At 64.9% G+C, this 26,151-nt stretch carries 23 protein-coding genes; 13 read left to right on the plus strand and 10 right to left on the minus strand.

Translation table 11 applies throughout. The features are described 5' to 3' along the window. The first annotated feature begins 145 nt into the window (after positions 1 to 145). The 4 genes from VSR82_RS03520 (at position 146) to VSR82_RS03535 (ending at position 4,133) form a co-directional block, all read left to right on the plus strand. Complete coding sequence (locus VSR82_RS03520; protein WP_410847821.1) at positions 146 to 370, plus strand: YMGG-like glycine zipper-containing protein; 225 nt, start codon at positions 146 to 148, stop codon at positions 368 to 370. A gap of 244 nt (positions 371 to 614) precedes the next feature. Next, entirely contained in the window at positions 615 to 1,094 is a 480-nt protein-coding gene (locus tag VSR82_RS03525; protein WP_429458679.1) for a hypothetical protein, read from the plus strand. Between the two features lie 218 nt (positions 1,095 to 1,312). Next, positions 1,313 to 2,911: an L-lactate permease gene (locus tag VSR82_RS03530; RefSeq protein WP_368587545.1), complete on the plus strand. Its 1,599-nt coding sequence runs from the start codon at positions 1,313 to 1,315 to the stop codon at positions 2,909 to 2,911. A 292-nt stretch (positions 2,912 to 3,203) separates the two neighbouring features. Beyond that, on the plus strand, positions 3,204 to 4,133 hold the full coding sequence (locus VSR82_RS03535; RefSeq protein ID WP_368587546.1) for a DMT family transporter: 930 nt from the start codon (positions 3,204 to 3,206) through the stop codon (positions 4,131 to 4,133). A gap of 82 nt (positions 4,134 to 4,215) precedes the next feature. Here VSR82_RS03535 and bamC read toward each other — a convergent pair whose 3' ends face one another. Continuing rightward, entirely contained in the window at positions 4,216 to 5,445 is a 1,230-nt protein-coding gene (gene bamC, locus VSR82_RS03540) for an NlpB/DapX family lipoprotein (RefSeq protein ID WP_368587547.1), read from the minus strand. A gap of 397 nt (positions 5,446 to 5,842) precedes the next feature. On the opposite strand from bamC, the gene VSR82_RS03545 reads away from it, so the two are divergent. Together VSR82_RS03545 and VSR82_RS03550 are read left to right on the plus strand one after the other, a co-directional pair. Further along, complete coding sequence (locus VSR82_RS03545; protein WP_429458676.1) at positions 5,843 to 6,307, plus strand: DUF2844 domain-containing protein; 465 nt, start codon at positions 5,843 to 5,845, stop codon at positions 6,305 to 6,307. A 69-nt stretch (positions 6,308 to 6,376) separates the two neighbouring features. Continuing rightward, entirely contained in the window at positions 6,377 to 7,627 is a 1,251-nt protein-coding gene (locus tag VSR82_RS03550; protein ID WP_429458674.1) for a DUF3443 domain-containing protein, read from the plus strand. Between the two features lie 50 nt (positions 7,628 to 7,677). Here the strand turns inward: VSR82_RS03550 and VSR82_RS03555 are convergent, their stop codons facing one another. Continuing rightward, entirely contained in the window at positions 7,678 to 8,121 is a 444-nt protein-coding gene (locus VSR82_RS03555) for a hypothetical protein (protein ID WP_429458672.1), read from the minus strand. A 151-nt stretch (positions 8,122 to 8,272) separates the two neighbouring features. On the opposite strand from VSR82_RS03555, the gene VSR82_RS03560 reads away from it, so the two are divergent. After that, a complete protein-coding gene (locus tag VSR82_RS03560) occupies positions 8,273 to 8,899 on the plus strand; it encodes a cadmium resistance transporter (protein ID WP_429458670.1) in 627 nt (208 codons plus the stop codon). Positions 8,900 to 8,943: 44 nt separating this feature from the next. Here VSR82_RS03560 and VSR82_RS03565 read toward each other — a convergent pair whose 3' ends face one another. Beyond that, positions 8,944 to 9,276 (minus strand): hypothetical protein, encoded by a 333-nt coding sequence (locus VSR82_RS03565; RefSeq protein WP_429458668.1) that lies wholly within the window; start codon positions 9,274 to 9,276, stop codon positions 8,944 to 8,946. Positions 9,277 to 9,606: 330 nt separating this feature from the next. Between VSR82_RS03565 and leuA the strand changes: the two genes are divergently transcribed. After that, complete coding sequence (gene leuA / locus VSR82_RS03570) at positions 9,607 to 11,313, plus strand: 2-isopropylmalate synthase (protein ID WP_429458666.1); 1,707 nt, start codon at positions 9,607 to 9,609, stop codon at positions 11,311 to 11,313. A 131-nt stretch (positions 11,314 to 11,444) separates the two neighbouring features. Here the strand turns inward: leuA and VSR82_RS03575 are convergent, their stop codons facing one another. From VSR82_RS03575 to VSR82_RS03595, 5 genes are all read right to left on the minus strand, one after another. After that, positions 11,445 to 12,224 (minus strand): amino acid ABC transporter substrate-binding protein, encoded by a 780-nt coding sequence (locus VSR82_RS03575; protein WP_429458664.1) that lies wholly within the window; start codon positions 12,222 to 12,224, stop codon positions 11,445 to 11,447. A 148-nt stretch (positions 12,225 to 12,372) separates the two neighbouring features. Continuing rightward, entirely contained in the window at positions 12,373 to 13,611 is a 1,239-nt protein-coding gene (gene boxA, locus VSR82_RS03580) for a benzoyl-CoA 2,3-epoxidase subunit BoxA (RefSeq protein ID WP_429458662.1), read from the minus strand. Between the two features lie 77 nt (positions 13,612 to 13,688). Then, the gene (gene boxB, locus VSR82_RS03585; RefSeq protein ID WP_410847812.1) at positions 13,689 to 15,116 is read right to left on the minus strand and encodes a benzoyl-CoA 2,3-epoxidase subunit BoxB; all 1,428 of its coding nucleotides are present in this window, start codon (positions 15,114 to 15,116) and stop codon (positions 13,689 to 13,691) included. 98 nt (positions 15,117 to 15,214) lie between these two features. After that, positions 15,215 to 16,894: a 2,3-epoxybenzoyl-CoA dihydrolase gene (boxC, locus tag VSR82_RS03590; RefSeq protein ID WP_429458660.1), complete on the minus strand. Its 1,680-nt coding sequence runs from the start codon at positions 16,892 to 16,894 to the stop codon at positions 15,215 to 15,217. A 114-nt stretch (positions 16,895 to 17,008) separates the two neighbouring features. Next, positions 17,009 to 18,019 (minus strand): helix-turn-helix transcriptional regulator, encoded by a 1,011-nt coding sequence (locus VSR82_RS03595; protein ID WP_429458658.1) that lies wholly within the window; start codon positions 18,017 to 18,019, stop codon positions 17,009 to 17,011. A 215-nt stretch (positions 18,020 to 18,234) separates the two neighbouring features. On the opposite strand from VSR82_RS03595, the gene VSR82_RS03600 reads away from it, so the two are divergent. The 5 genes from VSR82_RS03600 (at position 18,235) to VSR82_RS03620 (ending at position 23,907) form a co-directional block, all read left to right on the plus strand. Then, positions 18,235 to 18,702 (plus strand): DUF4863 family protein, encoded by a 468-nt coding sequence (locus VSR82_RS03600; protein ID WP_429458656.1) that lies wholly within the window; start codon positions 18,235 to 18,237, stop codon positions 18,700 to 18,702. Positions 18,703 to 18,774: 72 nt separating this feature from the next. Beyond that, positions 18,775 to 20,364 (plus strand): benzoate-CoA ligase family protein, encoded by a 1,590-nt coding sequence (locus VSR82_RS03605; RefSeq protein WP_498857489.1) that lies wholly within the window; start codon positions 18,775 to 18,777, stop codon positions 20,362 to 20,364. Between the two features lie 11 nt (positions 20,365 to 20,375). Next, positions 20,376 to 21,236: an alpha/beta fold hydrolase gene (locus VSR82_RS03610; protein WP_429458652.1), complete on the plus strand. Its 861-nt coding sequence runs from the start codon at positions 20,376 to 20,378 to the stop codon at positions 21,234 to 21,236. 121 nt (positions 21,237 to 21,357) lie between these two features. After that, the gene (locus VSR82_RS03615; RefSeq protein WP_368586511.1) at positions 21,358 to 21,669 is read left to right on the plus strand and encodes a hypothetical protein; all 312 of its coding nucleotides are present in this window, start codon (positions 21,358 to 21,360) and stop codon (positions 21,667 to 21,669) included. Positions 21,670 to 21,789: 120 nt separating this feature from the next. Beyond that, positions 21,790 to 23,907 (plus strand): phosphocholine-specific phospholipase C, encoded by a 2,118-nt coding sequence (locus VSR82_RS03620; protein ID WP_429458649.1) that lies wholly within the window; start codon positions 21,790 to 21,792, stop codon positions 23,905 to 23,907. A gap of 118 nt (positions 23,908 to 24,025) precedes the next feature. Here the strand turns inward: VSR82_RS03620 and VSR82_RS03625 are convergent, their stop codons facing one another. Together VSR82_RS03625 and VSR82_RS03630 are read right to left on the minus strand one after the other, a co-directional pair. Further along, a complete protein-coding gene (locus VSR82_RS03625; RefSeq protein WP_429458647.1) occupies positions 24,026 to 24,406 on the minus strand; it encodes a DUF5594 family protein in 381 nt (126 codons plus the stop codon). A 49-nt stretch (positions 24,407 to 24,455) separates the two neighbouring features. Beyond that, positions 24,456 to 26,132, minus strand: coding sequence for an acyl-CoA synthetase (locus tag VSR82_RS03630; RefSeq protein WP_429458645.1), 1,677 nt, complete (start codon positions 26,130 to 26,132; stop codon positions 24,456 to 24,458). Positions 26,133 to 26,151 lie beyond the last annotated feature (19 nt).

Genomic DNA, 26,151 nt, shown 5'->3' on the forward strand with positions numbered 1-26,151 from the left:
GGCTTGCGCGATACGCGCGAGTTAGCCCAGCAGTATCGGAGCCCGCCGGCATGGCGGGCTTTTTTTTGTGCCGCCGCGTCGAGCAGGCACGTTGTGTGCGGCGAGAAGGAAACAACTACGTCCAACAAAGAAGGGAGTCATCATCATGAAATCGATCCTTCAACTCCGTACTCGTCTTGGCACCGTCGCAGTTGCACTTTCGCTCGTCGCGGGTGTCGCGGCATGCGGCGACATGTCCCCACGCACACGCGATACCGCGATCGGCGCCGGTGTCGGCGGCGCAGCCGGCGCGGCGATCGGCGGCAGCGGCTTGTCGACGTTGGGCGGCGCGGCGGTAGGCGGTGTCATCGGTAACCAGATCGGCAAGTGAGCGGCAAACGAGCGTTGCGTCCGAGGATGCGTCTGACGATTCATACAGGACAGCAAACAACTTATTCCGACCACGAACCGGACTGACGAGGGCGGCGAATGCAGTGCGCCCTCGTCTCGACTATGCGCGTGGAAATAGACTTAAATATGCGGTTGCGGTTTTGCCACAGCGCTGCCGCGGCAAGAGCGTAAGCTCCTCACAACGACGTCGCGCGAGGCGGCATCGGTTCATCGAGGAGCGCGCCATGAAGTCCCGCGTCGTCACCCATCTTCGCGCGGTGCGTCTCTCGTCGCCACGCATATCGTTTCGTTGTTCCGCGAGATTCGCGCGGCCCGCCGCCCCGATTTCCGCGCTCGCCTCCAGTCTGTTTTTATCCGGCTGCTACTACCCCGCCGGCTACTATCCGGCGGGCTATTACACGTCGTACTATTCGACCGCCCCCGCGACCGCAGCGGACCAAACCACACCGGCCACCGATCCACAGCAGACGCCTCAAGCCCAGGCGCAAATGCAGGTCGCGCCGCAGGACATGCCGCCCGGTTATGCACCCCCCGCGTCCGTGTATGTGGCACCTCCGGTTTATCCCGCCTACTATCCGCCACCGGCTTATCCTTATCCCGCCTATTACGGCTATCCCCCCTACTATGGACCGTCGATCGCGATCGGCATTGGTGGCTACTGGGGGGGACATTGGGGCGGCCATTGGGGCGGCCACTGGCATTGACCTGTCTCTGTTCACCCGCCACCGCGCACACCCCGCCCGTACTTTCCCGGCTTGACTCGCCGATATGGCGCTCTATTCTTGAAAGGTTGCACGCAGCACCCGCTTAAATCAGGCGCAGCCGCTTGGTCGAGGCCACTCGCGAGCGTCCGCCATGCCAGAGCGACGCGCCGTCATGCGCAATCTCCCGCGTCGAATTACACAACAACGAAGGAGACGTGATGTTTCATCAACTGCTCACTCCAGTCGGTAATTCGCTTTTTGCGTCGTTTATCGTCGCCGCGCTGCCGATCATCGTCGTGCTCGCGCTGCTCGGCTGGGCGCGCAGGCCAGCGTGGCAGGCATCGCTCGCGGGATTGATCGTCGGTTTGATTGTCGCGATTTTCGTCTGGCAGTTTCCGGTCGGGCTCGCCCTCAACTCGGTCGCAGCCGGCGTCGTCTTTGCGCTCTGGCCGGTGATGTGGATCGTCTTCACCGCGATCCTGCTGTACAACATCGCGCAGCGCTCGGGACGCTTCGAAGCCTTCCGCCTGTGGATGATCGACAACCTGCCGAACGACCGGCGCATCGTGCTCGTCGTGGTGGGCTTTTCGTTCGGCGCGCTGCTCGAAGGCATCTCGGGCTTCGGCACCCCGGTCGCGATCACGAGTTCACTGTTGATCATGCTCGGTTTTCCGACGCTCGAAGCGCTGATCTTCACGCTGATCTTCAACACCGCGCCGGTTGCGTTCGGCGCGCTCGGCGTGCCGATCACGGTGCTCGGCGCGGTCACGCATCTGCCGTCCGATGTGCTCGGCAAGATGGTCGGGCGGCAATTGCCGTTCTTTGCGGTCCTGCTGCCCTTCTATGTGATCGGCGTGTACGCGGGCTTTCGCAACATGCTGCGGATCTGGCCGGTGCTGCTGGTGTCGGGCCTGAGCTTCGCGCTGACTCAGTTCGTCGTCTCGAACTTCGTGAACTACAGCCTGACCGACGTGCTGTCTTCGCTGGTTTCGCTGATCCTGACAGTGGCGTTCCTGCGGGTGTGGAAGCCCGTCGCCGATCCGAAATTCGCGATCAACGTCGATCGCATCAACGAGGTGCGCGGCAAGATCGGCGGCGTGCAAGGCTGGTATCCGTGGATCATCGTGTCGGTTGTCGTGATCGTCTGGACGGTAGCGAGGATCTTCACGATCGGCGACGTGAAGGTGTCGTGGCCGGGTCTCGACAAGGCCGTGTTCATCACGCTGTACAACACGCCGTACGGCGCGATCTGGGACTTCCAGCCGCTTGCGACCGGCACTGCGATCCTCGTCGCGGCGCTCATCACCGCGTTCGTCGTGCGGCTCCCCCCCGCCGAGTTCGGCAAGGCGATCTCCGACACGTGGGTGCAAACGCGCATCGCGATTCTGACCGTGGCGACGATCGTCGGCCTCGCGTATCTGATGAACTACTCGGGCCTCAACTACACGCTCGGCCTCGGGGTCGCGTCGGTCGGGCCGGTGTTTCCGCTCGTCTCGGCGTTTCTCGGCTGGGTCGCGGTGTTCCTGTCGGGCAGCGATACGTCGGGCAATGCGCTGTTCGGCAATCTGCAGGTGGTGGCGGCCAAGCAGCTCAATCTGAATCCGGTGCTGATGGCGGCGACCAACTCGTCGGGCGGCGTGATGGGCAAGATGATCTCGCCGCAGAACATTTCGACCGGCGTCGCGACCACCGACTTGAAGGGCAAGGAAGGCGTCGTGTTCGCCAAGACCTTCAAGCATTCGATTCTGCTCACGGTGCTGCTCGGCGTGCTCGTGTGGGCGCAGCAGAACTTCCTGCAATGGATGATTCCGCACTGAGCTCGCGCCGCTAACGGCGCAACGCAATTCACATCGTTTCGGACGGCGCCCGCGCATCGCGGGCTCCGTTTGCAATTCCATCCCCGCTATCCGCGCCGCCGCATCGCAATTTTTCTCACATATCGGTGAGAATTGCTCGTTTGGCGCGCACTCTCGCAGCGCTTACGATCGACCTACCCGGACGCGGCCGTCTCCCGGATCTTGCCGTTTCATCCCGCATTGAAACGAATCGCGCGATCGCACTGTTAGGATGAGCTGGCGTCCCGACTCAACTGCGCGCGGCGCCATTCCAATGAAAGCCAGAAACCTTCTGCAACTGCTGATCCTCGCCGCCCTGTGGGGCGCATCGTTCCTGTTCATCCGCGTCGGCGTGACCGACTTCGGCGTCGCGCCGCTGATGGCGCTGCGCGTCGGCATCGGCGCCCTCTTTCTCGCGATCGTGCTGATCGCGCGACGGCCGCTGCAACAGTCCGGCACGCTGTTGCGCACGCACGCGCTGCCGCTGCTCGTGGTCGGCATTCTCAATTCGGCGGCGCCATTCTGCCTGTTCGCGTATGCCGAGCTGACTCTGTCGGCGGGCGTCACGTCGGTGATCAATGCGTGCGCGCCGCTGTGGGGCGCGCTGGTCGGCTTTCTGTGGCTGCGCGACCGGCTCAGCGCGCTGCGCACACTCGGCCTCGTGGTCGGCTTTCTCGGCGTGCTGATGCTCGTGTGGGACCAGATCGCGGCGCCGGACGGCTCGGCCGCCGCGCCGCTCACCGTCGCGCTCGCCGCCGGCGCCGCGCTCGGCGCGACGCTGCTCTATGGCATCGCCGCCAACTACACGAAGCGTCACCTGACTGGCGTCGACGCGCTCAGCGTCGCGACCGGCACGATGATTGGCGCAACGATCGTATTGCTGCCGCTCGCGGTGATCTACTGGCCCGCCGCGCCGATTTCGCTGCGTGCGTGGGGCGCGGTGATCGCGCTCGGCGTCGCCTGCACCGGCATCGCGTACATGCTGTTCTTCCATCTGATCGCGGTCGCCGGTCCGACACGCGCGATCACCGTGACCTTCGTGATTCCGATCTTCGGCATTCTGTGGGGCGCGCTGTTTCTCGGCGAGACGGTGTCGCCCGGCATGCTCGAAGGGTGCGCGGTGATTCTGGTCGGCACCGCGTTGGCGACCGGCGTGATCAAGCGCTTGCCGTGGGTCGGCACGCGGCGGCGCGCGGATACCTGAGTAGGCGGTCGAAAAAAAACGCCCGGATTGCTCCGGGCGTTTTTTTCGTCGAACCGGCGGCGTTGGCCGCGAGGTTCCCGTATCAGTGCAGCTGATAGGCCATCAGGCTCATGATCTGCTTGGCCTGCGAGCTTTCGTCGACTTGCCCCTTGTCGTCGACCACGGCCACGCGGGTCTGATCCGGCGTCACCGCGCGCACGTTCACGCGATACTCCTTGGCGACCTTCTCCTTCCGGCCGTGGAAGACCTGGCTCCAGAAGCCCTGCTCGGCCGACGACATATCCTTCGGATCGACGTAGCGCACGAAATACAGACCGCGGCTCACGTCGCGGTCGTCGACCGTGAAATTGCTGCGATCGAGCGCGAGGCCCACGCGCAGCCACGCACGGTCATACGGCTCCCCGAGCGTGAGTTCGGTTGACGAGAGCTGGGCCGACGTGTTGTTGGCCGAATCCACGTCCGGCGTCGACGGCTGAGCCGCCAGCGCGACGTTCTGCGCGACGACGGCGGCCGTCGCAGACTTCGCACCCGCCGTCGCCGCGTTCGGCGCGATCTGCGTGCCCGCAGGCGACAGCTCGGCGTTCTGCGTGCCACCCGCACCCGATTCAGCACGCGCAAGGGAGGCCATCAGGCGCTTCAGATATTCCTGCTCGAGCGCCGGGTCGTTCGGCTTGGGTTGCCACTGGGTGGACTCATTGTTCGTACCGGTGATCGCCTCGCGCATGCCTTTCTGGCTGACGAACACGTAGGTGCCGCCCTTCGGCGCCGCTTCGAGACGCGTGCGGAACTTGTTGCGCTCCGAGCTCACGTAGCTGTTGCCCATCGCCTTCGACAGCGTGTTGCGGATAAAGCCGTCGTTGATCTGCGCGTGGGTTTCGTTCCAGTCGGTTTCCATCACGCCCTTGTCGCGCTGGTCGACGACGAGCAGGAAGCCTTGCTCCTGCCAGAAGCGGCGGATTTGCGGCCACGCCTGGTCGGGCGTTTTGTTGTCGATCACGAGCCAGCTTTCGGTGCCGTCGCGCTGGATATGGATGCCCTGGACGGGCGGCACGACCGCAACCGCGTCGCCGGCCGGCGCCTGCGCCTGCACCTGTTTCAGCGTGGACAGCGAAGTTTCGCCACCCTGTGGCGGCAGCGAGCGCTGATCGGCCGTCTCGTCGATCATGTTCGGCGGTACGGCAAGCGATACCTGCTTCGAACGGGAGTCGCTCCTATAGTCGATTTTGGTCGGCGACGAGGTACCGCAGCCGGCGACCAGCCCGCCTGCCATGAGCATTACTGCAAACCGCTTGGTGAGACGAAAATCAGTCATGTTCGGGGAATCCTTCCGCTACGCCACGGCAAGTTTCCGTGGATCAACCCAACATTTTACCGGTCCCGGCGAGGCGTGTGCAAAAACTGGGGTTTGCCCGGGAATCGCCGCATGCCACCGCGACGAAACGGCCACGGGAAAAAAGTCCGCGCCCGTCACGCTATTTGCCCTCCTATGAGGTAAATTTAACACTCAATGACACTTTCGAGTTGACCTTGGGAGTACTCCCAAGTCTTCGCCGGAGGCCCGCCGAAAAAGGGTTCCCGGTCTGCATGCGGCTTGTTTTCCACATTGCGTGCGGTCCTGTCCGCCGCGATGTGCAAAGACCAGAAGAAAACCGGTGCTACGTTGATCGAGTTATCTCAATAAAAATCCGGCGCCAAACGAGGAAGGCCTCATGTCCCAGTCCAGTCTCCATCTATCCGCGATCGCCTCGGTGATCGCCGTCGTCGCGTGCTGCGCGAGCTTCGGCGCGCATGCCGAATTGGGCGGCACGATGCCGAGCCAGGCGGTGGCGGGCGCGAGCGCGCCGCGCACGCTGCTCAATGGCGCACTGCGCGAGCGCACGTGGACCGACGCCGGCAATACCACGATCAACGAATACGCGACCAGCACCGGCCTGATCGTCGCGTACGCGTGGCAAGGCCCGACGATGCCGGATCTGCACGCGCTGCTCGGTAAATACGGCGACTCGTACAAGACCGGCGCCGCGGCGGCGGCCGGCAGCGGCAATCTGCATTCTTCGCGGGTCTCGCGCTCCGACGTGATCGTCGAGTCCGGCGGACCGATGCGTGGCTACGTCGGCCGCGCGTGGCTGCCGGCGGCTTTGCCCGCCGGCGTCACATCCGACGACATCCAGTGACGCGCGCGCCCCGCACGCGTCGCTCGCACCCCTTTCACGCCTGAGTTCCACCAGACGGACCGCCACGCCATGACATCCGCCTTGCGTTTCCATGCCCTGCTTCTGATCGTCTGCGCGGCCCTGGCCGGCTGCGGCGGCGGAGGCGGCAGTTCCTCATCCAGCTCGTCCGGCTCGTCCGGCTCGGGCTCGACGCCGTCCGCGAGCGCGCCGACCAGTTCCGCCAGCGCGAACGTGCCGCAATCGACCACGCCCAACGTGCAGCCGGTCACGGTCGGCGTATCGCCCGGCAATACGCGCAACATGCTGATGACGAGCGTCACCATCTGCCAGGCAGGCACCGGCACCTGCGCGACGATCGACGACATCCAGGTCGACACCGGCTCGAACGGCCTGCGCATCCTCGCTTCGGCGCTGCCGACGACGCTGTCGCTGCCGACGATCGCCGCGGGCAGCGGCGTAAGCGCCGAATGTGCGGTGTTCGGCAGCGGCTACGCATGGGGCTCGATCCGCACCGCGGACGTGCGCATGGCTGGCCAACAGGCGTCATCGATTCCGATCCAGTTGATTGCCGACAGCGCACTGCCCGGGGCGCCCGCCGACTGCGCGAACTCCGGCGGCGCGTCGCTGTTGACCGTATCGAGCCTGCACGCGAACGGCATCCTCGGCGTGGGCCTGTTCCCGGTCGACTGCGGCAACGGCTGCGCGAACTCCGCGTTGCCGCGCTGGTACTACAGCTGCACGACGGGCAACTGCAGCGCGACCGCGCAGCCGCTCGCGCAGCAGGTCACCAACCCGGTCAGCAGCTTCGCGCTCGACAACAACGGTGTGGTGATCGACCTGCCGGCTGTCGCCGATGCGGGCGCGGCGAGCGTGTCGGGCTCACTGATTTTCGGCATCGGCACCCAGTCGAACAATACGCTGACGGGCACGAACGTTCTGAGGGCGAACGCGGTGACGGGCTACGTGACTACGAACTCGGGCGGTCTCACCTATGCGGTAAGCTATCTCGATAGCGGCTCGAACGGCCTCTTCTTCCACTCGGCGCAGTTCCCGTTGTGCGGCTTCTGGTACTGCCCGACTTCGACGCAGTCGGCGAGCGCGTCGATCACCGGCATCGATGGCGTGTCGAGCACGGTGTCGTTCGACATCGCCAATTCGAACACGCTGTTCGCGTCGTCGAACAACGCGTTCGACAATCTCGCCGGCAATTCGAGCCTCGGTTTCGGCTGGGGCTTGCCGTTCTTTTACGGCAAACGCATTTACACGGCGATTGCGACGCGCAATACGTCGGCAGGCCAGGGGCCGTATTACGCGTTCTAAGGTTTGCCTGGGTTAGATGCGCAGCAACGGTGCGCCGCGCGGGCGCGAACTCAGCCCGCCGAGCTGGCCGGTTGTGCAGCCGGCGTGGCCAGCTGCGGCGGCGCGAGCCAGCGGAATACGTCGAGCTGTTCGCCATGGAATGTGCATTCGGCGGCGGCCGGCGTGCGGACCTTCGACGGCTGGGCCGGCTTGGCGGCCACCTTGACCTCGGAGGCTGCTTGCGACGCCGACGCGGTGAGCGGCGCGGAAGCCGCCGTCGCGGACGCGCTCACCGCATGCTCGATCGTCCCCTCCACCACGACCCGCGAGCCGCGAATCGCCGCCCCGCGATGGGTGACCCGCAGCCTATCCGACGACATTCCCGACGACGGCTCGGCCAGCTTGCTGCGCATCAATTGCTCGCAGGCGCTCGAGTTGCGGGTGACGATCGTGCAGGCCCCCAGCAGCGCCGCGGCGCTCGCGAGACAGGCAATAGAGAGAAGGCGAATCTTCATCGATGTTCCGTTGTTCGAAGCCCCGGTCATTGTAGCCGCTTGACCTTGACCTTGACGCCGCGCATCGGCATCGTGTTGACCGGCCGCCCGTTGCCCATATGGCGCGGCGAATTCCAGGCGACTCTCCCCCGGTAACGACTCCGGCTTCTTCATGCTCAGCCTCGTCATGCTCGCAATCGTCGCCTACGCCGCGACCAATATCGACAACCTGTTCGTGCTGCTCGGCTTTCTGACCGAAGCGGGCGCGGAGCGACGCCGCGTGATCGCGGGACAGTACGCGGGATCGTTGATCCTGGTCGCCGCGGCGCTCGTACTCGCGGCCTTGCTCACGCGCCTGCCGGCCGGTTATGTGGGCCTGCTCGGCTTGATGCCGATCGTCGTGGGCCTGTACAAGGCGTGGCAGCGCTTCGGTCCTGGCCACGCTCGGCATGACGCCAACGAGGATGGCGAGGACGGCCGCACAAGCGCTTCGCCATCCATTCGCGGCTCATCGAGTTGGACCGTCGCGAGCGTCGCCATCGCCAACGGCTCGGACAACCTCGCCGTCTACGTGCCGCTGTACGCAAGCCATACCCCCGCCGAGAACGCGCTGGTTTCGCTCGTGTTCATCGTGATGATCGGATTGTGGTGCGCGGGCGCGGCATGGCTCGTCGATCATCCGTTGCTCGGCGCGCCAATCCGGCGGTACGGCTCGGCGCTGCTGCCGCTGATCCTGCTCGCGATAGGCTTATCGGTGTTCGTGAACAGCGATACGCTGCGGCTTTTGTCCGGCGGATGAGCAACGCGGGGCCGGGTCGAAACACTGTCCCGGCGTCGACGAATTCAATCCGCCGGCCGCGGCGGCTGCACATAAGTGCGCACGCCCGCCAGCGGCGCGCCATAGCCGCCCGCGCTCGGGTTGTTCGGCAAGCCGTTGAGCAGTTGCGCGCGCGGATCGGTCGGATTCAGATTCAGCTCGCCCGCCTGCTGGTTGCCGTGCGTCGGATACTCGCTGCCGAGCGCCGCATGTGGCATCAGGCGCGTGCTGTTCTGCGGCGCGTTCATGTCGTTCTGCGCGCTGAGCCCCTGCGCGCCGACCTGCCCGACGAACCCGCACGCCAACGCCGCGCACGCGCAGATCCTTGCGACGGCGGATATCCACGCTACCCTGTTCATGTTCGCCTCCTGCTCAATGAATTGACGACGCCTCGTAAGCTCACCCGTGAATCGAACGCGGCACGAGCACACTGCGTGCCCTTGACGCAATCTCAATAATATGTTCCCATTGCGCACTATGTACCGCGCCCAGACCACCCTATCGCTACTACTAGCCCGCTCTACCGGGCTAGGTCTGCTGCTGCGCGCGTCCGCTTCTCTCTGATACACCGAAGCATCGCTTGAATCCCCAGTAACTGACCCAGCCCCGGTTTCCGACCGGCGGCCCAGTATCGCGTTTTCGTCGTCCGGTCGACACCCGTTCCACGGTCTCTCCCTCGGATGATGAAAATGTTGAAAAACCCCGCTACCAAGTACCGTTCGTTCAAGCCGATCAATTTGACGGATCGCCAGTGGCCGTCGCGCACCATCACGCGCGCGCCGATCTGGATGAGCACCGACCTGCGCGACGGCAACCAGGCGCTGTTCGAGCCGATGAACGCCGAGCGCAAGATGCGCATGTTCAAGACGCTGGTGCAGATCGGCTTCAAGGAAATCGAAGTCGGGTTTCCGTCGGCGTCGCAGACCGATTTCGACTTCGTGCGCGAGCTGATCCAGGGCGGCCATATTCCCGACGGCGTGACGATCGAAGTGCTCACGCAGGCGCGCGACGATCTGATCGAGCGTACGTTCGAATCGTTGCGCGGCGCTCCGCGCGCGATCGTCCACGTGTACAACGCGACCGCGCCGGACTTCCGCAAGATCGTGTTCGGCCTCGAAAAGAGCGGCGTGATCGAGCTCGCGCAGAAGGCCGCGCGCACGGTGAAGCGCCTCGCCGACGCGCAGCCGGAAACGCACTTCACGCTGCAATACAGCCCGGAAGTGTTCAGCGGCACCGAACTCGAATTCGCGAAGGAAGTCTGCGACGCGGTGTTCGACATCTGGCAACCGACCCCTGAGCACAAGGCGATCGTCAATCTGCCGGCCACCGTCGAAATGGCCACGCCGAACGTCTACGCGGACCAGATCGAATGGATGCACCGCAATCTCGCGCGTCGCGATTCGCTGATCGTCTCCGTCCACCCGCATAACGACCGTGGTACGGCCGTCGCCGCCGCGGAACTCGCCGTGATGGCGGGCGCGGATCGCGTCGAAGGTTGCCTGTTCGGAAATGGCGAGCGCACCGGCAACGTCGATCTCGTCACGCTCGCGTTGAATCTGTACACGCAAGGCGTCGATCCCGAGCTCGATTTCTCGAACATCAACGAAGTCGCGCGCACGGCCGAGGAATGCACGCAGTTGCCGATCCATCCGCGTCATCCTTATGTCGGCGACCTCGTCTTCACCGCGTTCTCGGGCTCGCACCAGGACGCGATCAAGAAGGGCTTCGCCGCGCAGAAGCCGGACGCGATCTGGGAAGTGCCGTACATGCCGATCGATCCGAGCGACCTCGGCCGCACCTACGACTCCGTGATTCGCGTGAACAGCCAGTCGGGCAAGGGCGGCATCGCGTATCTGCTCGAACAGAGCTACGGCGTCGTGTTGCCGCGCCGCCTGCAGGTCGACTTCAGCTCGGCCGTGCAGCGCTTCACCGACGACAGCGGCCAGGAAGTCACGCCGGCGCAGATCTGGGAACTGTTCCAGCAGGAATACGTGCGCACGGCGGAGCCGGTCCGCTATGTCGGCCACAGCCTGTCCGAGCACGACGGCCGCGAGCACATCAGGCTCAACGTCGAAATCAACGGCACGCCGCGCGTGCTGACGGGCGCCGGCAACGGCCCGCTCGACGCGCTGATGAACGCGTTCGACGTGCCCGTGCGCATCCAGCACTACGAGGAACGCGCGCTCACGCAGGGCGCCGATGCGCGCGCGATCGCGATCGCCGAAATGGCCGGCGCCGATGTGGCCGGCAGCGCGTTCGGCGTCGGTGTCGATGCGAACCTGATCACCGCGTCGATTCGTGCGGTGATCAGCGGCGTGAATCGCGCGTATGCCCGCGTGAACGCGGATGCACAGGAGCGTTTCTTTGACGCCGCGCTGAGCGACGCGACGGTGTGACGCCTGGATCTGCCGCGTTGAACGCGCGGCACGCCGCATGTTCAACGGGCTGATGGCAATGAAGAAGGGGCGTCTCGACCACGCCCCTTCTTTTTTGACCTGAATATATTCGCGTCAAAGTCGGCCGAGGTTCACTGAAACACGTCCCGGCCGAAGTACTTGAGCGAAATCCGCTGATAGGTGCCGTCTTTTCTCATGCGGGCGAGCGCATCGTCGATCGCGACGCGCAGCTTCGGATTGCCCTTGCGGATCAGTACCGCCGACTTGTCGCTGCTATCGGGCGACGTATCGACCGCGACGACCTTGATCCTCGCGTCGGGCACGCGCTTCGTATAGTCGAGAAACGACAATGAATCGTTGACGGTCGCATCGACGCGGCCCGTGACGAGCAGATCGATCGATTCGTCGAAGCCCTGCGCCGGAATCACCTGCGCGCCGTGCGCGGCCGCGATCCGCCCGACGTTGCTGGTCAGGGTGTTGGCCGACTTGCGGCCCTTCAGGTCATCGAAAGATCTGATCGTCGTGTTGTCGGAGGCGACGATCAACACCGCGTGCGACGTGATGTACGGGTCCGAGTAATCGTATTTGAGCTTGCGCTCGTCGGTGATCGCGACCTCGTTGATCACCGCGTCGTAGCGATTGACGTCGAGACCGGCGATCAACCCATCCCATTTGCCTTCGATGAATTGCGGCTTGACGCCGAGACGCTGCGCGATCGCGCTGGCGAGTTCGACGTCGAAGCCGGTCAGCTTGCCCGCCTCGTCGTGATACGTGAAAGGTGCGTACGTGCCTTCGGTGCCGATCCGGAACACGCCCGACGCCCTGATCTGCGCGAGCTCGTCGGCGCTCGCCGGATGCGCCAGGACGGCATGCAATAGCGCGGCCATCGCGAGTGAACGAATCGGCTTCATCGGACGGCTCCGGTCTGAGTGGCTGCGCAGGTGGCGGACTGCCGCGTTTGGCAAAGGGATGCCGGCGCGCGGCCGGCTGCGTGGGCCGACTGTAGCAAATCGTCCGCGATTTTCAAAATGATTCGCGCGCGATCAGTCCGTCAGTACGTCAGTACGTCTCGAGATGCAGCCGCCCTTCCCGCTTCAGCTTCGCCCACAGCGCTTGCCAATCGAGCTGATGCTGCTCGCCGATATCCTCGAGCGCCTGCAGCACACCATCCTCCATGCCTTTGAGGCCGCACACGTAGATATAGGTGTTGTCGTCTTTCAGCAGGTTCGCAACGTCGGCCGAACGTTCGCGCATCGCGTCCTGCACATAGCGCTTCGGCTGTCCCGGCGTGCGCGAAAACGCGAGCGTGGTGTCGATGAAATCCTTCGGCAGATTCGTCAGCGGACCGAAGTACGGCAACTCCTCCTTGGTACGCGCGCCGAAGAACAGCATCAGCTTGCCGGTCGCGCCTTTCAGGCGCTTGCGCCGGCGGTACTCGGTCATCGCGCGCATCGGCGCGGAGCCGGTGCCAGTACAGATCATCAGCAGATGCGAGTTCGGATGATTCGGCATCAGGAAGGTGCTGCCGAACGGACCGATCACGTTGACGACGTCGCCCTTCTTCAGATCGCACAGATAGTTCGAGCAGACGCCGTCGATTGCGTCGCCGCGCTGCTGCGACACGCGCTTCACCGTCAGCGACACGTTGTTATAGCCGGGCCGCTCGCCGTCGCGCGGACTCGCGATCGAGTACTGGCGCGCGTGGTGCACGCGGCCGTCGGCGGCAGCCCCCGGCGGCAGAATACCGATCGACTGGCCTTCGAGCACCGGAAACGGCATCGAGCCGAAGTCGAGCACGATGTGATGGATGTCGCTCGATGTGGCGCTGTCGGTGAGCCGGTAGTTGCCGACCACCGTCGCGGTGGTCGGCGCCTTGTGCGTGTACAGATTCACGTACGGCTTCGCAGCCGACCACGGCGGCACGACCGCGCCGCGCACGGTGTCGACTTCGATGCCGTCGGCTTCGGCGGAACTGTCGCCCGCGGCGGAAGCGGCCACTGTTTCTTCAGCCGGCACGGCCATCGTGTTCTGCTCCGGCAGCACGTCCCACCTGAACTGCTCGTCGATCGAATACGCGTCGGCCTTCAGCACCGTGCGCCAGTTGTCGATCGCGCCGGTCGGACACGGCGGCACGCAGGCCATGCAGCCGTTGCAGACATCGGCCTTCACGACGTAGTTGTTGTCGTCGTGCGTGATCGCATCGATCGGACAGGTCTCTTCGCAGGTATTGCAGCGAATGCAGATCTCCGGATCGATCAGATGCTGCCGCAGAACTTCGACCGATACTGGGCCGTTCATGACTTCCTCCACCTCGCAATACGGCGCGCGCGTGGCGCGCCTTTCGTGCTTCGGGTGCCAGGGCCTGCGCACAGGCCCTAGTTGAAGCGCACGTATTCGAAATCGACCGGCTGACGGTTCACGCCCATCGCGGGCGGCGCGATCCAGTTCGCGAACTTGCCCGGTTCGGCCACGCGACCCATCAGCGAAGCGACGAACGCGCGGTCTTCCGGCGTGGCGAGCCACGTCGCTTCATTGGCGGCCCATTCGGCTTCGCTGATCACGCGGCCATCGGGCGACACCCGCGTGCCCGCGAACGTGCCGATCTGCCGGTTGAAAGCCTTGTGCGGCACCGTCATGCGAAAGTCGATGCCGGCCTTCTCGAGCACCTTGTTCCAGCGCCCGACGCCCGCGACCGAGTCCTTGATGTAATCGTCGCGCAGCACTTCGTTCATCGCGTTTAGCATCGGCACCTCGCGCTCGACGAGCTTGCCGTCCTGCACGTCGAGCAGCTTGTAGCTATGCTCGTTCAGCCGATGATCGTCGTCGCGCTTGCCTTCCTCGTAACGGCCCTTCAGGCCCGAACTATAGAACGTCGCTGCGTTCGACGAATGATCGGCGCCGAACAGGTCGATGGTGACCGAGTAATGGAAGTTCAGATAGCGCTGGATGGTCGGCAGGTCGATCACGCCGGCCGCGCGAATCTTCGCGACGTCGTCGCTGCCGAGCTCGTTCATCACCTGCGCGGTGCGCTGGATCACGCGCGACACGCCCGACTCGCCGACGAACATATGATGCGCTTCCTCGGTCAGCATGAACTTCGTGGTACGCGCGAGCGGATCGAAACCCGACTCCGCGAGCGCCGACAACTGGAACTTGCCGTCGCGGTCGGTGAAGTACGTGAACATGTAGAACGCGAGCCAGTCCGGCGTTTTCTCGTTGAACGCGCCGAGAATGCGCGGATTGTCTTCGTCGCCCGAGCGGCGGCCGAGCAAGGCTTCGGCTTCCTCGCGACCGTCGCGGCCGAAGTAGCGATGCAGCAGATACACCATCGCCCACAGATGCCGGCCTTCCTCGACGTTGACCTGAAACAGGTTGCGCAGATCGTACAGCGACGGCGCGGTCAAGCCGAGGTGACGCTGCTGCTCGACCGAAGCCGGCTCCGTATCGCCCTGCGTGACGATGATGCGGCGCAGGTTCGCGCGATGCTCGCCGGGCACGTCCTGCCACGCGGCCTCGCCCTTGTGCTCGCCGAAGTGGATCTTGCGATCCTGCTCGCCCGGCGTGAGGAAAATACCCCAGCGGTACTCCGGCATTTTCACGTAGTCGAAGTGCGCCCAGCCGCCCGCGTCGACGCTGACCGCGGTGCGCAGATATACGTCGTAGCTGTGCGAGCCTTCCGGGCCCATGTCGCCCCACCACGACAGAAAGTTCGGCTGCCATTGTTCGAGCGCGCGCTGCAGTGCGCGGTCGTCGGCGAGGTTGACGTTGTTCGGAATCTTTTCGCTGTAGTTGATCGAGGACATGGTCGGTTCCCTGGGTCGATTCCCTATTCGGAAGCTGCAGTGGCGAGAGGTGCGTATCGGCAGGCGGCGTCGTTTGGTCGGTGTGAGCGCGATGCCGATTACACGCGCGACACATCGAATTGCGCCTTGCTGCCCTTGCCGTACACCTTGAGCGCACCCTTGTCGCCCACTGCGTTCGGCCGGTTGAAGATCCAGTTCTGCCAGGCGGTGAGACGGCCGAAGATGCGCGTCTCCATCGTCTCCGGCCCGTTGAAGCGCAGATTCGCTTCGAGGCCGGTCAATGCATCGGGCGACATCGCCGCGCGCTCTTCGAGCGCAATGCGGATTTCGTCGGCCCAATCGATATCGTCCGGCGACGCGGTAACGAGACCGAGGCGCTCGGCATCGAGCGCCTTGACCGGCTGGCCGATCAGCGCGCGCACCGCGTCGAGCGGCTCGGCTTCCTCGTAGAAGCGCCGCGCGAGCCGCGACTGATGCGTGACCATCGGATACAGACCGAAGTTGACTTCCGACAGCGTGATCGACGGCTCCTCGTCCTCGTTGTCGGGAAGCGCCGCCATGTAGGTGCGATCGGCGGCGAACGCGAGTTCGGCGAACGTGCCGGCGAAGCACGAACCCGGCTCGATCAGCGTGAAGATGGAACGCGACGACACGTCGAGGCGCGCGAGCGTGCGACGCAGCATGCCGATCGTTTCGCGCACGAACCAGTGATCCTTGTGCTGCAGCAGCGTCGCATCGACGGCGAGCAGATGGCGCGCGTCGCCTTCGGTCTTGAACACCCAGGTGCCGATGTCGAGCGCGTTGGTGCGCATCGACAGGATCGCGTCGTCGAGTTCGCGGGCGAATTGCAGCGGCCACCAGTTAGCGCCGGCCGCGACGATCGCGGCGAGCTCGGTCGGTTGCTCGGTGCGCGGCGCGCGCGCGGTGAAGGTCGCCACCCGTTTCGCACGATCGATGGTCACGTCCACGGTCTGGTAGCCGAGGCCGTCTTCGCGATCCGTGCGTTCGATGCGCGTGAGCGCGACACCCTGTGCATCGGCCGGACGATCGCTGTGCGCGCCGAGTTCGAGCGCGCGCGCCTGAATGGCCTGCTCGAACTGGTTCGGCTTCACGACTTCGTCGACGAGACGCCATGCCTTCGCGCGCTCGCCACGCACTCCCTCGACGAGCGTGCAGAAAATATCCGCGCGGTCGTGGCGCACTTTGCGTTTATCGGTCACGCGCGTGAGACCGCCAGTGCCGGGCAGCACGCCGAGCAGCGGCACTTCTGGCAGCGACACCGAAGAGGAACGATCGTCGATCAGATAGATTTCGTCGCAGGCGAGCGCGAGTTCATAACCGCCGCCCGCGCATGCGCCGTTCACCGCGGCGAGAAACTTCAGCCCCGAATGGCGCGACGAATCTTCGAGGCCATTGCGCGTTTCGTTCGTGAACTTGCAGAAGTTGACCTTCCATGCGTGCGACGACAGGCCCAGCATGAAGATATTCGCGCCCGAGCAGAACACCCGGTCCTTCAGGCTCGTCACCACCACCGTGCGAACTTCCGGATGCTCGAAGCGAATCCGCTGGATCGCGTCGTGCAGCTCGATGTCGACGCCGAGGTCATACGAATTGAGCTTCAGCTTGTAGCCGTCGCGAATGCCGCCGTCCTCGGCGATGTCGATGCCGAGTGTCGCGACCGGACCATTGAAGCTGAGCTTCCAGTGCTTGTACTGCGACGGCTCGGTGCGGTAGTCGACCGGCGCCGCCTCGGCAACGACGGCAGGTACTGTGGACATGGGGCGTCTCCTGACTGGACGATGCAATCTGTTTTTTTTGAACAATAGTGCATCGCCATACCACCGTAAAGCATTTTAATGCATTTTTAAGTGGAAACCCTACTGCCCGATCGGTCAGTTCACGCGCGCTTCGTCAGGCGCTTCCGCCGCGAGCCGCGCGGCGAGACGGTCGCGCAACTGCAGGTAGGCATCGGCGAGCGTCTTTTCGCTGGTGTCGAACGTCATGTCGGCGCGCCCGTACAGCTCGGCGCGCCCCGCGAGGATGCGCTTCAGGTCGTCCATCGCCTCGCGGTTGCCGGACATCGGCCGCAGATCGCCTTGCGCGACGACGCGGCGCATATGTTCCTCGGGCGTCGCCTGCAACCACACGGTGAAGCAGTGCGACAGCAGCACGTTGAACGTGCCCGATTCCGACACCAGGCCGCCCGGCGATGCGATCACCGCGCGCGAATGCTCGTGGATCACCGCCTCGAGCGCGCGCTGCTCGTAGCGTCGATACGCGCTCGCGCCGTACAGCGAATGAATCTCCGACGGCGGACAACCCGCCAGTTGCTCGATCACGCGTGTGAGCTCGATGAACGGCACCTTGCGCTCCTGCGCGAGCATGCGTCCGAGCGTCGACTTGCCCGCACCGCGCAGACCGATCAGCGCGATGCGGTCCTTGCGATGCGGGTCGCGCGGCGCCTGCGCGAACATCTCCGCAAGCGCGATGCGCGCGCGCTGCAGCGCCGCCTGGTCGCGCCCCTGCAGCAGTTCGCGGATCAGCAGCCATTCGGCGGACGCAGTGGTTTCGTCGCCGATCACCTCGGCGAGCGGGCAGTTCAGCGTGGCCGCGAGCTGCCGCAGCACCAGCACCGACGCATTACCGACGCCCGATTCGAGATTCGCGAGATGCCGCTCCGACAAACCGGTTTCGGCCGCCAGCGTCTTGCGTGTCATGCCGCGGCGAGCGCGCAGCAAACGCACGCGCTCGCCCATCGCGGTCAGGAACGGGTCGCGCTCTTCGCGCTCGCCGCCGCGTTCGGCCGCGCGGTCGCCCGCGCGCTCGGTGCGCTCCGTGCGTTCGGCGCGGGCCGCGTCGTCGTCGGTTGCGTCCAACGGTGCGGGTGGATACTTTTGGTTCATGTTTTGCGACCTCTTGACTACGAGACATGTACTATAGTGCTTGACACGCACCAGGTGAACGGTTTAATTTTCGCCAAAAGCTGATCCAATCACAAACACAGGCGCGCGCCGCCCTGCATTCCGGCCGCGTCACGGAGACGGCGCCGCACCACGCACGCAACAAAGTTCCGGGGGCCGGCCCTCCGGCCTGCGTGAGCGCGCTTCTGGAGGCTCGCATGTCCGCACAGGAATTCCAGCGCCTGATCGCAGGCGTCACTGGGCAACTCGCCGGGCGGCCGCTCGACGCTTCGCTCGCCGACTGGCTGAACGACATCTGGCCCGCCGATAGCCCCACCTTTCACGAACTCGCGAGTGCATGCCGCACAGGCGTCGCCGAAGGCTGGCTGTGCAACCGCGCGGCCGGCGGCATCCGCTACGGCCGCATCTTCAAGGCGCTGCCCGACACGCACGGCTTTTCCGTCGACGTCGTCGACATGCAGGACATTGCTGGTCCGCACCACATCCATCCGCACGGCGAGATCGATCTGATCATGCCGCTCACCGAAGGCGCGACGTTCGACGGCCATCCGGCCGGCTGGTGCGTGTACGGCCCCGGCTCCGCGCATCGTCCGACCGTCGCGAATGGCCAGGCGCTGGTGCTGTATCTGCTGCCGCAAGGGGCGATCGAATTCACGCACGCGTGAGCCGGGAGCGGCAAGCATCGAGCGGATCACGCGCATACAAAAGCCGGACGCGTCCACGGACGGAGGAGACATATGGAAGCCCTGCTGGAAACGAGCACGCGCGAGCCGGTTGCGCCGCCGCCCCCGCTGTTCAACTTCGCGACGCATCTGTTCCGGCTGAACGAAGCACGCGCGCGCAAGGTCGCTTATATCGACGACCACGGCGCGATGACCTACGGCGAGCTCGAACAGCGCGCGCGGCGTTGCGCCAGCGCACTGCGCGCGCTCGGCGTGCATCCCGAGGAGCGCGTGCTGCTCGTGATGCTCGACTCCGTATCGTTGCCGGTCGCGTTTCTTGGCGCGCTGTACGCGGGCATCGTGCCGGTCGTCGCGAACACCTTGCTGACCGCCGCCGACTATACGTACATGCTGACGCACAGCCATGCGCGCGCGGTGATCGTGTCGGAACCGTTGCTGCCCAACTTGACGGAGGCGCTGAGCAGCATCGACGACGACGGCTGCCAGCTGATCGTCTCGCAGCCTGACGCTTCCCCTGGAGAGCCGCTCGCGGCGCCCCGCTTCGAAACGCTGGTCGATACCGCCACACCCGCCGTCAAAGGCTGCGCGAGCAACGCGGACGACATCGCCTTCTGGCTCTATTCGTCGGGCTCGACCGGCAAACCGAAAGGCACCGTCCACACGCATGCGAATCTGTACTGGACCGCCGAGCTGTATGCGAAGCCGGTGCTGGGGATCGTCGAGAGCGACGTGGTGTTTTCGGCGGCGAAGCTGTTCTTCGCGTATGGGCTCGGCAATGCGCTGACGTTTCCGCTGTCGGTCGGCGCGACCGCGATTCTGATGGCCGAGCGCCCGACCGCCGACGCGATTTTTGCGCGCCTCGTCAAGCATCGCCCGACCGTGTTCTACGGCGTGCCGACCTTGTACGCGAACATGCTGGTGTCGCCGAATCTGCCCGCGCGCGCCGACGTCGCGATCCGCGTGTGCGCGTCGGCCGGCGAGGCGTTGCCGCGCGATGTCGGCGAACGCTTCACCGAGCACTTCGGCGCTGAGATTCTCGATGGCATCGGCTCGACGGAAATGCTGCACATCTTCCTGTCGAATCGCGCGGGCGAAGTCGAATACGGCACGACCGGGCGCCCCGTGCCGGGCTACGAAGTCGAGTTGCGCGACGAGGCCGGGCGGCCGGTGCCCGACGGCGAAGTCGGCGATCTGTTCATCAAGGGGCCGAGCGCGGCGCTGATGTACTGGAGCAATCGCGAGAAGACGCGCGCGACGTTTCTCGGCGAATGGATCAGAAGCGGCGACAAGTATCGGCGTCTCGCGAACGGCTGTTATGTTTACGCGGGCCGCAGCGACGACATGCTGAAAGTAAGCGGCCAGTATGTGTCGCCGGTCGAGGTCGAGATGGTGCTCGTCGCGCATCCGGCGGTGCTCGAAGCGGCGGTGGTCGGCGTCGATCATGGCGGACTCGTGAAGACGCGCGCGTTCGTCGTGCTCAAGCGCGACTTCATGCCTTCAGACCTGCTCGCCGATGAACTGAAGGCCTTCGTCAAGGAACGGCTCGCGCCGCACAAGTATCCGCGCGATATCGTGTTCACCGACGATCTGCCGAAAACCGCCACCGGCAAGATTCAACGCTTCAAACTACGTGAACTGTCATAGGTGTTTCATTGATGCAGAACCGAGGTACCGCCCCTGCTGCTCCCTCCACGAATGCCGCCAGCGGCTTCGCCGAACTGCCGGCGACCACGTCGCATGGGCCGCTGCGCATCGAGTACCGGTGGGTCAACGAGCAGGCGAATGCTCAACACGACGATCCACCGATCGCGGTCTTCCTGCATGAAGGTCTCGGCTCGATCGCGATGTGGCGCGACTGGCCGCAGACGTTGTGCGAGCGGCTCGGCATGCGCGGGCTCGTCTATTCGCGGCCCGGTTACGGACTCTCGACACCGCGTGCGCCTGACGAGAAATGGCCGGTCGATTTCATGACCGCGCAGGCGCGCGACATTCTCCCCGCCTTGCTCGACGCGCTCGATATCGGCTTGCGGCAACGCCAGCGCATGTGGGTGATCGGCCATAGCGACGGCGGTTCGATCGCGCTGCTGTACGCGGCGCTATATCCCGATGCGCTCGCGGGCGCGGTCGTGATCGCACCGCACGTATTCGTCGAAGACATCTCGGTGCAAAGCATCGCCCAGATGAAGCAGCTTTACGAAACCACCGATCTACGCGCGAAGCTCGCCCGCTATCACGCGGACGTCGATTCCGCGTTCTACGGCTGGAACGATATCTGGCTCGATCCCGAGTTCAGGCAGTGGTCGATCGTCGAGGCGCTCGCGCCGATCCGCCGACCGCTGCTCGCGATCCAGGGCCACGACGATAACTACGGCACGATGGCGCAGATCGATAGGATCGGCGCGCGCGTGCCGCATGCAAAACTCGTGAAGCTCGACGCGTGCGGACACTCGCCGCATCGCGATGCGCCCGCCGCGCTCAACGACGCGATCGCTGCGTTCGTCCGCGCGCAGCGATAAGCGGCGCCGTGGCTGTTACCGATACTTCATAAAAATTACACGGTTCGGCGATTATGCTTGCGCATCGCTGACCTCGGCACATCGATGGCGAGGCATCCCTTCCTCGCCCGGAGACAGTGCCATGCCTTTCGTGTCGAAGCCGATTCGTGCGCCGCGCCGCAAACGTTTGACCGGCGCCGTGGCGGTCATCGCGCTGTGCGCGCTAGCGGGAGCGTGCAGCAACGACGACCCGCCCCCGAGCACGGATACGATCAGTTCAACGGAACATTCCGCCGCCAGCCCGGGCGACCCATCGATCGCCCCGCCGCCGGCCGACCCCGCGCCGCCGACGCTGACGATCCAGACACCAGCGGCACCGGCATCCGAAGCCGGCACGGCCTTGTCCGCCGCTGCGCCGCCGCTTGCCCGCCCCGTCATCCATACCGTCGATTGAGAATCGCGCCGCGCGCGGAGACTAGCCTGCCTTCGCGCGTCCGACGCAGCATTGCCGTTTCAGTACCGCAAGTCGTCTTCCCCGTGCCTTTTTCCTCCACCGAAGATCTAAGCCACAACCATGACCTCAACAAATCGCCGTGATTTTCTGCGCTCGGCCGCGCAAGCCGCCGGTTCCTTTACCGCGTTGAGCATGCTGCCGCCCGGCATCCGCAATGCGCTCGCGATTCCGGCCAACAACCGCACCGGGACGATCCGCGACGTCGAGCATATCGTCGTGCTGATGCAGGAGAACCGCTCGTTCGACCACTACTTCGGCACGCTCAAGGGCGTTCGCGGCTTCGGCGACACGCGCGCGATCAAGCTCGCGAATGGCCAGCCGGTGTGGTATCAGCCGCTCACCACCGATACCACCGGCGCCAGCTACGTGCTGCCGTTCCGTCCGAGCGCGCCGAACCTCGGCCTGCAATTCCTGCAGGATCTCGCGCACGACTGGGGCACCACGCACGCCGCATGGAACGGCGGCCGCAACGATCAGTGGGTGCCGTCGAAAGGCGCGACCACGATGGCCTACCTGACGCGCGATGACATCCCGTTCCACTATCAGCTCGCCGACGCATTCACGATCTGCGACGCGTACCACTGCTCGCTGATGGGTCCGACCGATCCGAACCGCTACTACATGTGGAGCGGCTGGGTCGGCAACGACGGCAGCGGCGGCGGCCCGGTGATCGACAATTCGGAGCTCGGCTACGGCTGGTCGACCTTCCCCGAAGTGCTGCAGAACGCGGGCATCTCGTGGAAGATCTATCAGGACATCGGCACCGGGCTCGACGCGAACGGCTCGTGGGGTTGGACGCAGAACGCGTACATCGGCAACTACGGCGACAACTCGCTGCTCTATTTCAACCAGTACCGCAACGCGCAGCCGGGCAACCCGCTGTACGACAATGCGCGTACCGGCACCAACGCGGCGAACGGCGACGGCTACTTCGACATCCTGAAGCGCGACGTGCAAAACGGCACGCTGCCGCAGGTGTCGTGGATCGTCGCGCCCGAAGCGTACAGCGAACACCCGAACTGGCCGACCAACTATGGCGCGTGGTACATCGACCAGGTGCTGCAGATCCTCACGTCGAACCCGGACGTGTGGAGCAAGACCGTGCTGCTGATCAACTACGACGAAAACGACGGCTTCTTCGATCACATCGCCGCGCCGTTCGCGGCCGCGTCGAGCGCGAACGGTCTGTCGACCGTCGACGTCACGAACGAGATCTATGCGGGCGATCCGAAGAACGTCGCCGGGCCGTACGGGCTCGGACCGCGCGTGCCGATGCTGGTGGTGTCGCCGTGGTCCAAAGGCGGCTATGTGTGCTCCGAAGTGTTCGACCACTCGTCGGTGATCCGCTTCATCGAAAAGCGCTTCGGTCACCGGCACAATCTCGGCGAATCGAACATCACGCCGTGGCGTCGCGCGGTGTGCGGCGATCTGACCTCCGCGTTCAACTTCGCGAATCCGAACGCGTCGGTGCCGTCGCTGCCGAGCACGAGCGGTTACGTGCCGCCCGACCAGAACCGTCACCCGGACTACGTGCCGCAAGCGCCGACGGTGCAGACGGTGCCGAAGCAGGAAGCGGGCGTGCGCCCGGCACGCGCGCTGCCGTACGAACTGTTCGTGCGCGTCGACGAAGGCGCGAACGGCAAGCTGACGATGCGCTTCGTCAACACGGGCCGCGCGGGCGCCGTGTTCCTCGTGTACGCGGCCAATAGCGCAGACGCGCCGCGCAGCTATACCGTCGAAGCGGGCAAGCATCTGCAGGACACGCTGATGCTCAATGCCGATGGCAGCTACGACTTCAGCGTGCACGGACCGAACGGCTTCCTGCGCCGCTTCGCGGGCAAAGTGGTTGCGCGGAACTGGTGGAATGGTTCGGATACCGCACGGCCCGCCGTCGCCGAAGGCTACGATGTCGCGAACGGCAATCTCCAACTGCGGCTCGAGAACGTCGGCAGCGCGCGTTGCCAGTTCACGATCGTCAACGCGTACGACAGGAACCATGTGATCAAGCATTGGGTGCACGGCGGCGACACCGACAATCTGTACCTCGATCTGCGCACAGCATACGGCTGGTACGATCTCGCGATCACCGTCGATACCGACCCGACGTTCGCACGCCGCATCGCCGGTCACGTCGAGACGGGCAATGACAGCATCAGCGATCCGGCGCTGGGCGGCTGAGCGTCGCTGTCAGCCAACGCTGCAAAAGTAACGGCCGCTGGCTCTTCGAGCACAGCGGCCGTTTTTTATCCAGCTATCTCGAGCGCACACCCGCCAACCCGCAATCGCGCGCGGGCGTCTACGCTTCGAAATCGAGCCCGCCGATCAACGTAACCGGCTCACCCTGCGTGTGCGTGGAGAAATCGAGTTCGCGCGCCTGGGTCCACGCATTGAGCTTGCGCGGCAGCGCGGCCAGATATCTGGCGAAGCGCGTCGCGCCCTGCTCGCCCATCAGTCTTTCTATTTCATCGCTGTCCCAGGTCAGATACAGATTCAACGGATGCGGGTAATGACCGAGTTCATCGAGCGGCGTTGCGTGAATCCGCACGCGGGTGGGCTGCCCCGGCTCGCCATGCGGCAGCACGTCGGTGTGAACGGTCGTCGCGACGCACGCGGCGATCGCCTCGGCAATGCGCGGCGCGAACTCCTGATCGAAACGAATGGCACTCTCGGGGCGCATTCCATGTCTCCGCTGTGATTCTCATCGTGGGTGGGTCATCGTAGCAGACTCAGTTTTTTGCCGGTGGGACCGCGTCCGGGTCGTGCGCGCCGGTCTCCCCCAACGCCTCGCGCAGCGCCTTGCGGATCACCTTGCCGGTGGCCGTCATCGGCAGGCTTTCGACGAAGCGAATCTCGCGCGGATATTCGTGCGCGGCCAGACGCGTCTTGACGTGCTGCTGGATCTCGCGCACCAGCGCATCGTCGCCGACGAAGCCCGCTTTCAGCACGACGAACGCCATCACGATTTCGGTGCGCTCGCGATCGGGCGCGCCGACCACGGCGGCCATCGCGACGGCCGGATGACGCAGCAGCGAATCTTCGATCGATGCCGGCCCGATCCGGTAGCCGGCGCTCGTGATCACGTCGTCGCCGCGGCCGACGAAGCGAATGAAGCCGTCCGCATCGCGTATGCCGAGATCGCCGGTCAGCAGAAACTTGCCGCGGAATTTCTCGCGCGTCGCCGCTTCGTTGCGCCAGTAGCCGACAAACATCACCGGGTCAGGCGCGGCCACCGCGATATCGCCGATCGCGCCGGGCGGCAGTTCGTTGCCGGCGGCATCGACGATCGCGACATGGTGCCCCGGCACCGCGCGCCCGATCGCGCCGAAGCGCGGCTCGAACAGCGCCGCGCACGACGACACCACGACGTTGCACTCGGTCTGCCCGTAGAACTCATTGATCGTCACGCCGAGCGCGTCGCGCCCCCAGCCGATCAGTTCCTCGCCCAGCGATTCGCCGCCGCTCGCGACCGAGCGCAACGCGAGCCGCAGATGAGCGGGCCGCTCGACACCGCGCATCATCTTCAGCGCGGTCGGCGGTAAAAACGCATGGGAGACCGCGTGACGCGCGAGCAGATCGAACGCGGCGTGGCCGTCGAATTTCGCAAAACGGCGCGCGAGCACCGCGACGCCGTGATGCCACGACGGCAGCAGCACATCGAACAGACCGCCGATCCACGCCCAGTCCGCGGGCGTCCACATCAGCGTCGCGTGCGCGGGAAAGCCCTGCTGCGACATCTCGACGCCGGGCAAATGGCCGAGCAACACGCGATGCCCGTGCAACGCGCCCTTCGGTTTTCCGGTCGTGCCCGACGTATAGATGATGATCGCCGGCTCGTCCGCAGCGGTATCGACCGGCGTGAATTCAGCAGGAGCGCCATGCAACGCCTGCCAGAACGACCGCACGGGCGCGTCCGATGCTTCGTCATCCTCCTCGATATCGACGCTGAACACATGTCGCAACTCCGGCAGCGCGCCGCGGATTTCGTCGATCTTTTGGACGCCGGCGTGATCGGTGATCAGCGCGACCGCACCGCTGTCGCCGAGCCGATGCTCGATCGCGTCCACGCCGAACAGCGCGAACAGCGGCACCGTGACCATGCCGGCCTTGTAGGCAGCGAGATGTGCGATGGCCGTTTCGATCGATTGCGACAGGAAGATGCCGATGCGCTCGCCGCGCCGTGCGCCCGCCGCGAGCAGCGCATTGGCGAAGCGGTCGGACAGCGCTTTCAGTTCATCGAACGTATAGCGGGTCGCGCGGCCTTCGGCATCTTCATAGATCAGCGCGAGACGCCCCGAGCCATCGGCCCACTTGTCGCATGCATCGACGCCGATGTTGTAGCGCGGTGGAATGCGCCACGTGAAATTGGTCGTGAGCGAATCGTAAGTCTCGCCGTCGAGGTTCATCGTGTCTCCTGAATATCGT

The organism is Burkholderia sp. JPY481, assembly GCF_038900515.1.
GTDB classification, from domain to species: Bacteria; Pseudomonadota; Gammaproteobacteria; order Burkholderiales; family Burkholderiaceae; genus Paraburkholderia; species Paraburkholderia youngii.

Bases quoted from the DNA above. Each gene is read 5' to 3' on its own strand.
- VSR82_RS03520 (WP_410847821.1), top strand. From the start codon at position 146: ATGAAATCGATCCTTCAACTCCGTACTCGTCTTGGCACCGTCGCAGTT.
- VSR82_RS03525 (WP_429458679.1), top strand. From the start codon at position 615: ATGAAGTCCCGCGTCGTCACCCATCTTCGCGCGGTGCGTCTCTCGTCG.
- VSR82_RS03530 (WP_368587545.1), top strand. From the start codon at position 1,313: ATGTTTCATCAACTGCTCACTCCAGTCGGTAATTCGCTTTTTGCGTCG.
- VSR82_RS03535 (WP_368587546.1), top strand. From the start codon at position 3,204: ATGAAAGCCAGAAACCTTCTGCAACTGCTGATCCTCGCCGCCCTGTGG.
- bamC (WP_368587547.1), bottom strand. From the start codon at position 5,445: ATGACTGATTTTCGTCTCACCAAGCGGTTTGCAGTAATGCTCATGGCA.
- VSR82_RS03545 (WP_429458676.1), top strand. From the start codon at position 5,843: ATGTCCCAGTCCAGTCTCCATCTATCCGCGATCGCCTCGGTGATCGCC.
- VSR82_RS03550 (WP_429458674.1), top strand. From the start codon at position 6,377: ATGACATCCGCCTTGCGTTTCCATGCCCTGCTTCTGATCGTCTGCGCG.
- VSR82_RS03555 (WP_429458672.1), bottom strand. From the start codon at position 8,121: ATGAAGATTCGCCTTCTCTCTATTGCCTGTCTCGCGAGCGCCGCGGCG.
- VSR82_RS03560 (WP_429458670.1), top strand. From the start codon at position 8,273: ATGCTCAGCCTCGTCATGCTCGCAATCGTCGCCTACGCCGCGACCAAT.
- VSR82_RS03565 (WP_429458668.1), bottom strand. From the start codon at position 9,276: ATGAACAGGGTAGCGTGGATATCCGCCGTCGCAAGGATCTGCGCGTGC.
- leuA (WP_429458666.1), top strand. From the start codon at position 9,607: ATGTTGAAAAACCCCGCTACCAAGTACCGTTCGTTCAAGCCGATCAAT.
- VSR82_RS03575 (WP_429458664.1), bottom strand. From the start codon at position 12,224: ATGAAGCCGATTCGTTCACTCGCGATGGCCGCGCTATTGCATGCCGTC.
- boxA (WP_429458662.1), bottom strand. From the start codon at position 13,611: ATGAACGGCCCAGTATCGGTCGAAGTTCTGCGGCAGCATCTGATCGAT.
- boxB (WP_410847812.1), bottom strand. From the start codon at position 15,116: ATGTCCTCGATCAACTACAGCGAAAAGATTCCGAACAACGTCAACCTC.
- boxC (WP_429458660.1), bottom strand. From the start codon at position 16,894: ATGTCCACAGTACCTGCCGTCGTTGCCGAGGCGGCGCCGGTCGACTAC.
- VSR82_RS03595 (WP_429458658.1), bottom strand. From the start codon at position 18,019: ATGAACCAAAAGTATCCACCCGCACCGTTGGACGCAACCGACGACGAC.
- VSR82_RS03600 (WP_429458656.1), top strand. From the start codon at position 18,235: ATGTCCGCACAGGAATTCCAGCGCCTGATCGCAGGCGTCACTGGGCAA.
- VSR82_RS03605 (WP_498857489.1), top strand. From the start codon at position 18,775: ATGGAAGCCCTGCTGGAAACGAGCACGCGCGAGCCGGTTGCGCCGCCG.
- VSR82_RS03610 (WP_429458652.1), top strand. From the start codon at position 20,376: ATGCAGAACCGAGGTACCGCCCCTGCTGCTCCCTCCACGAATGCCGCC.
- VSR82_RS03615 (WP_368586511.1), top strand. From the start codon at position 21,358: ATGCCTTTCGTGTCGAAGCCGATTCGTGCGCCGCGCCGCAAACGTTTG.
- VSR82_RS03620 (WP_429458649.1), top strand. From the start codon at position 21,790: ATGACCTCAACAAATCGCCGTGATTTTCTGCGCTCGGCCGCGCAAGCC.
- VSR82_RS03625 (WP_429458647.1), bottom strand. From the start codon at position 24,406: ATGCGCCCCGAGAGTGCCATTCGTTTCGATCAGGAGTTCGCGCCGCGC.
- VSR82_RS03630 (WP_429458645.1), bottom strand. From the start codon at position 26,132: ATGAACCTCGACGGCGAGACTTACGATTCGCTCACGACCAATTTCACG.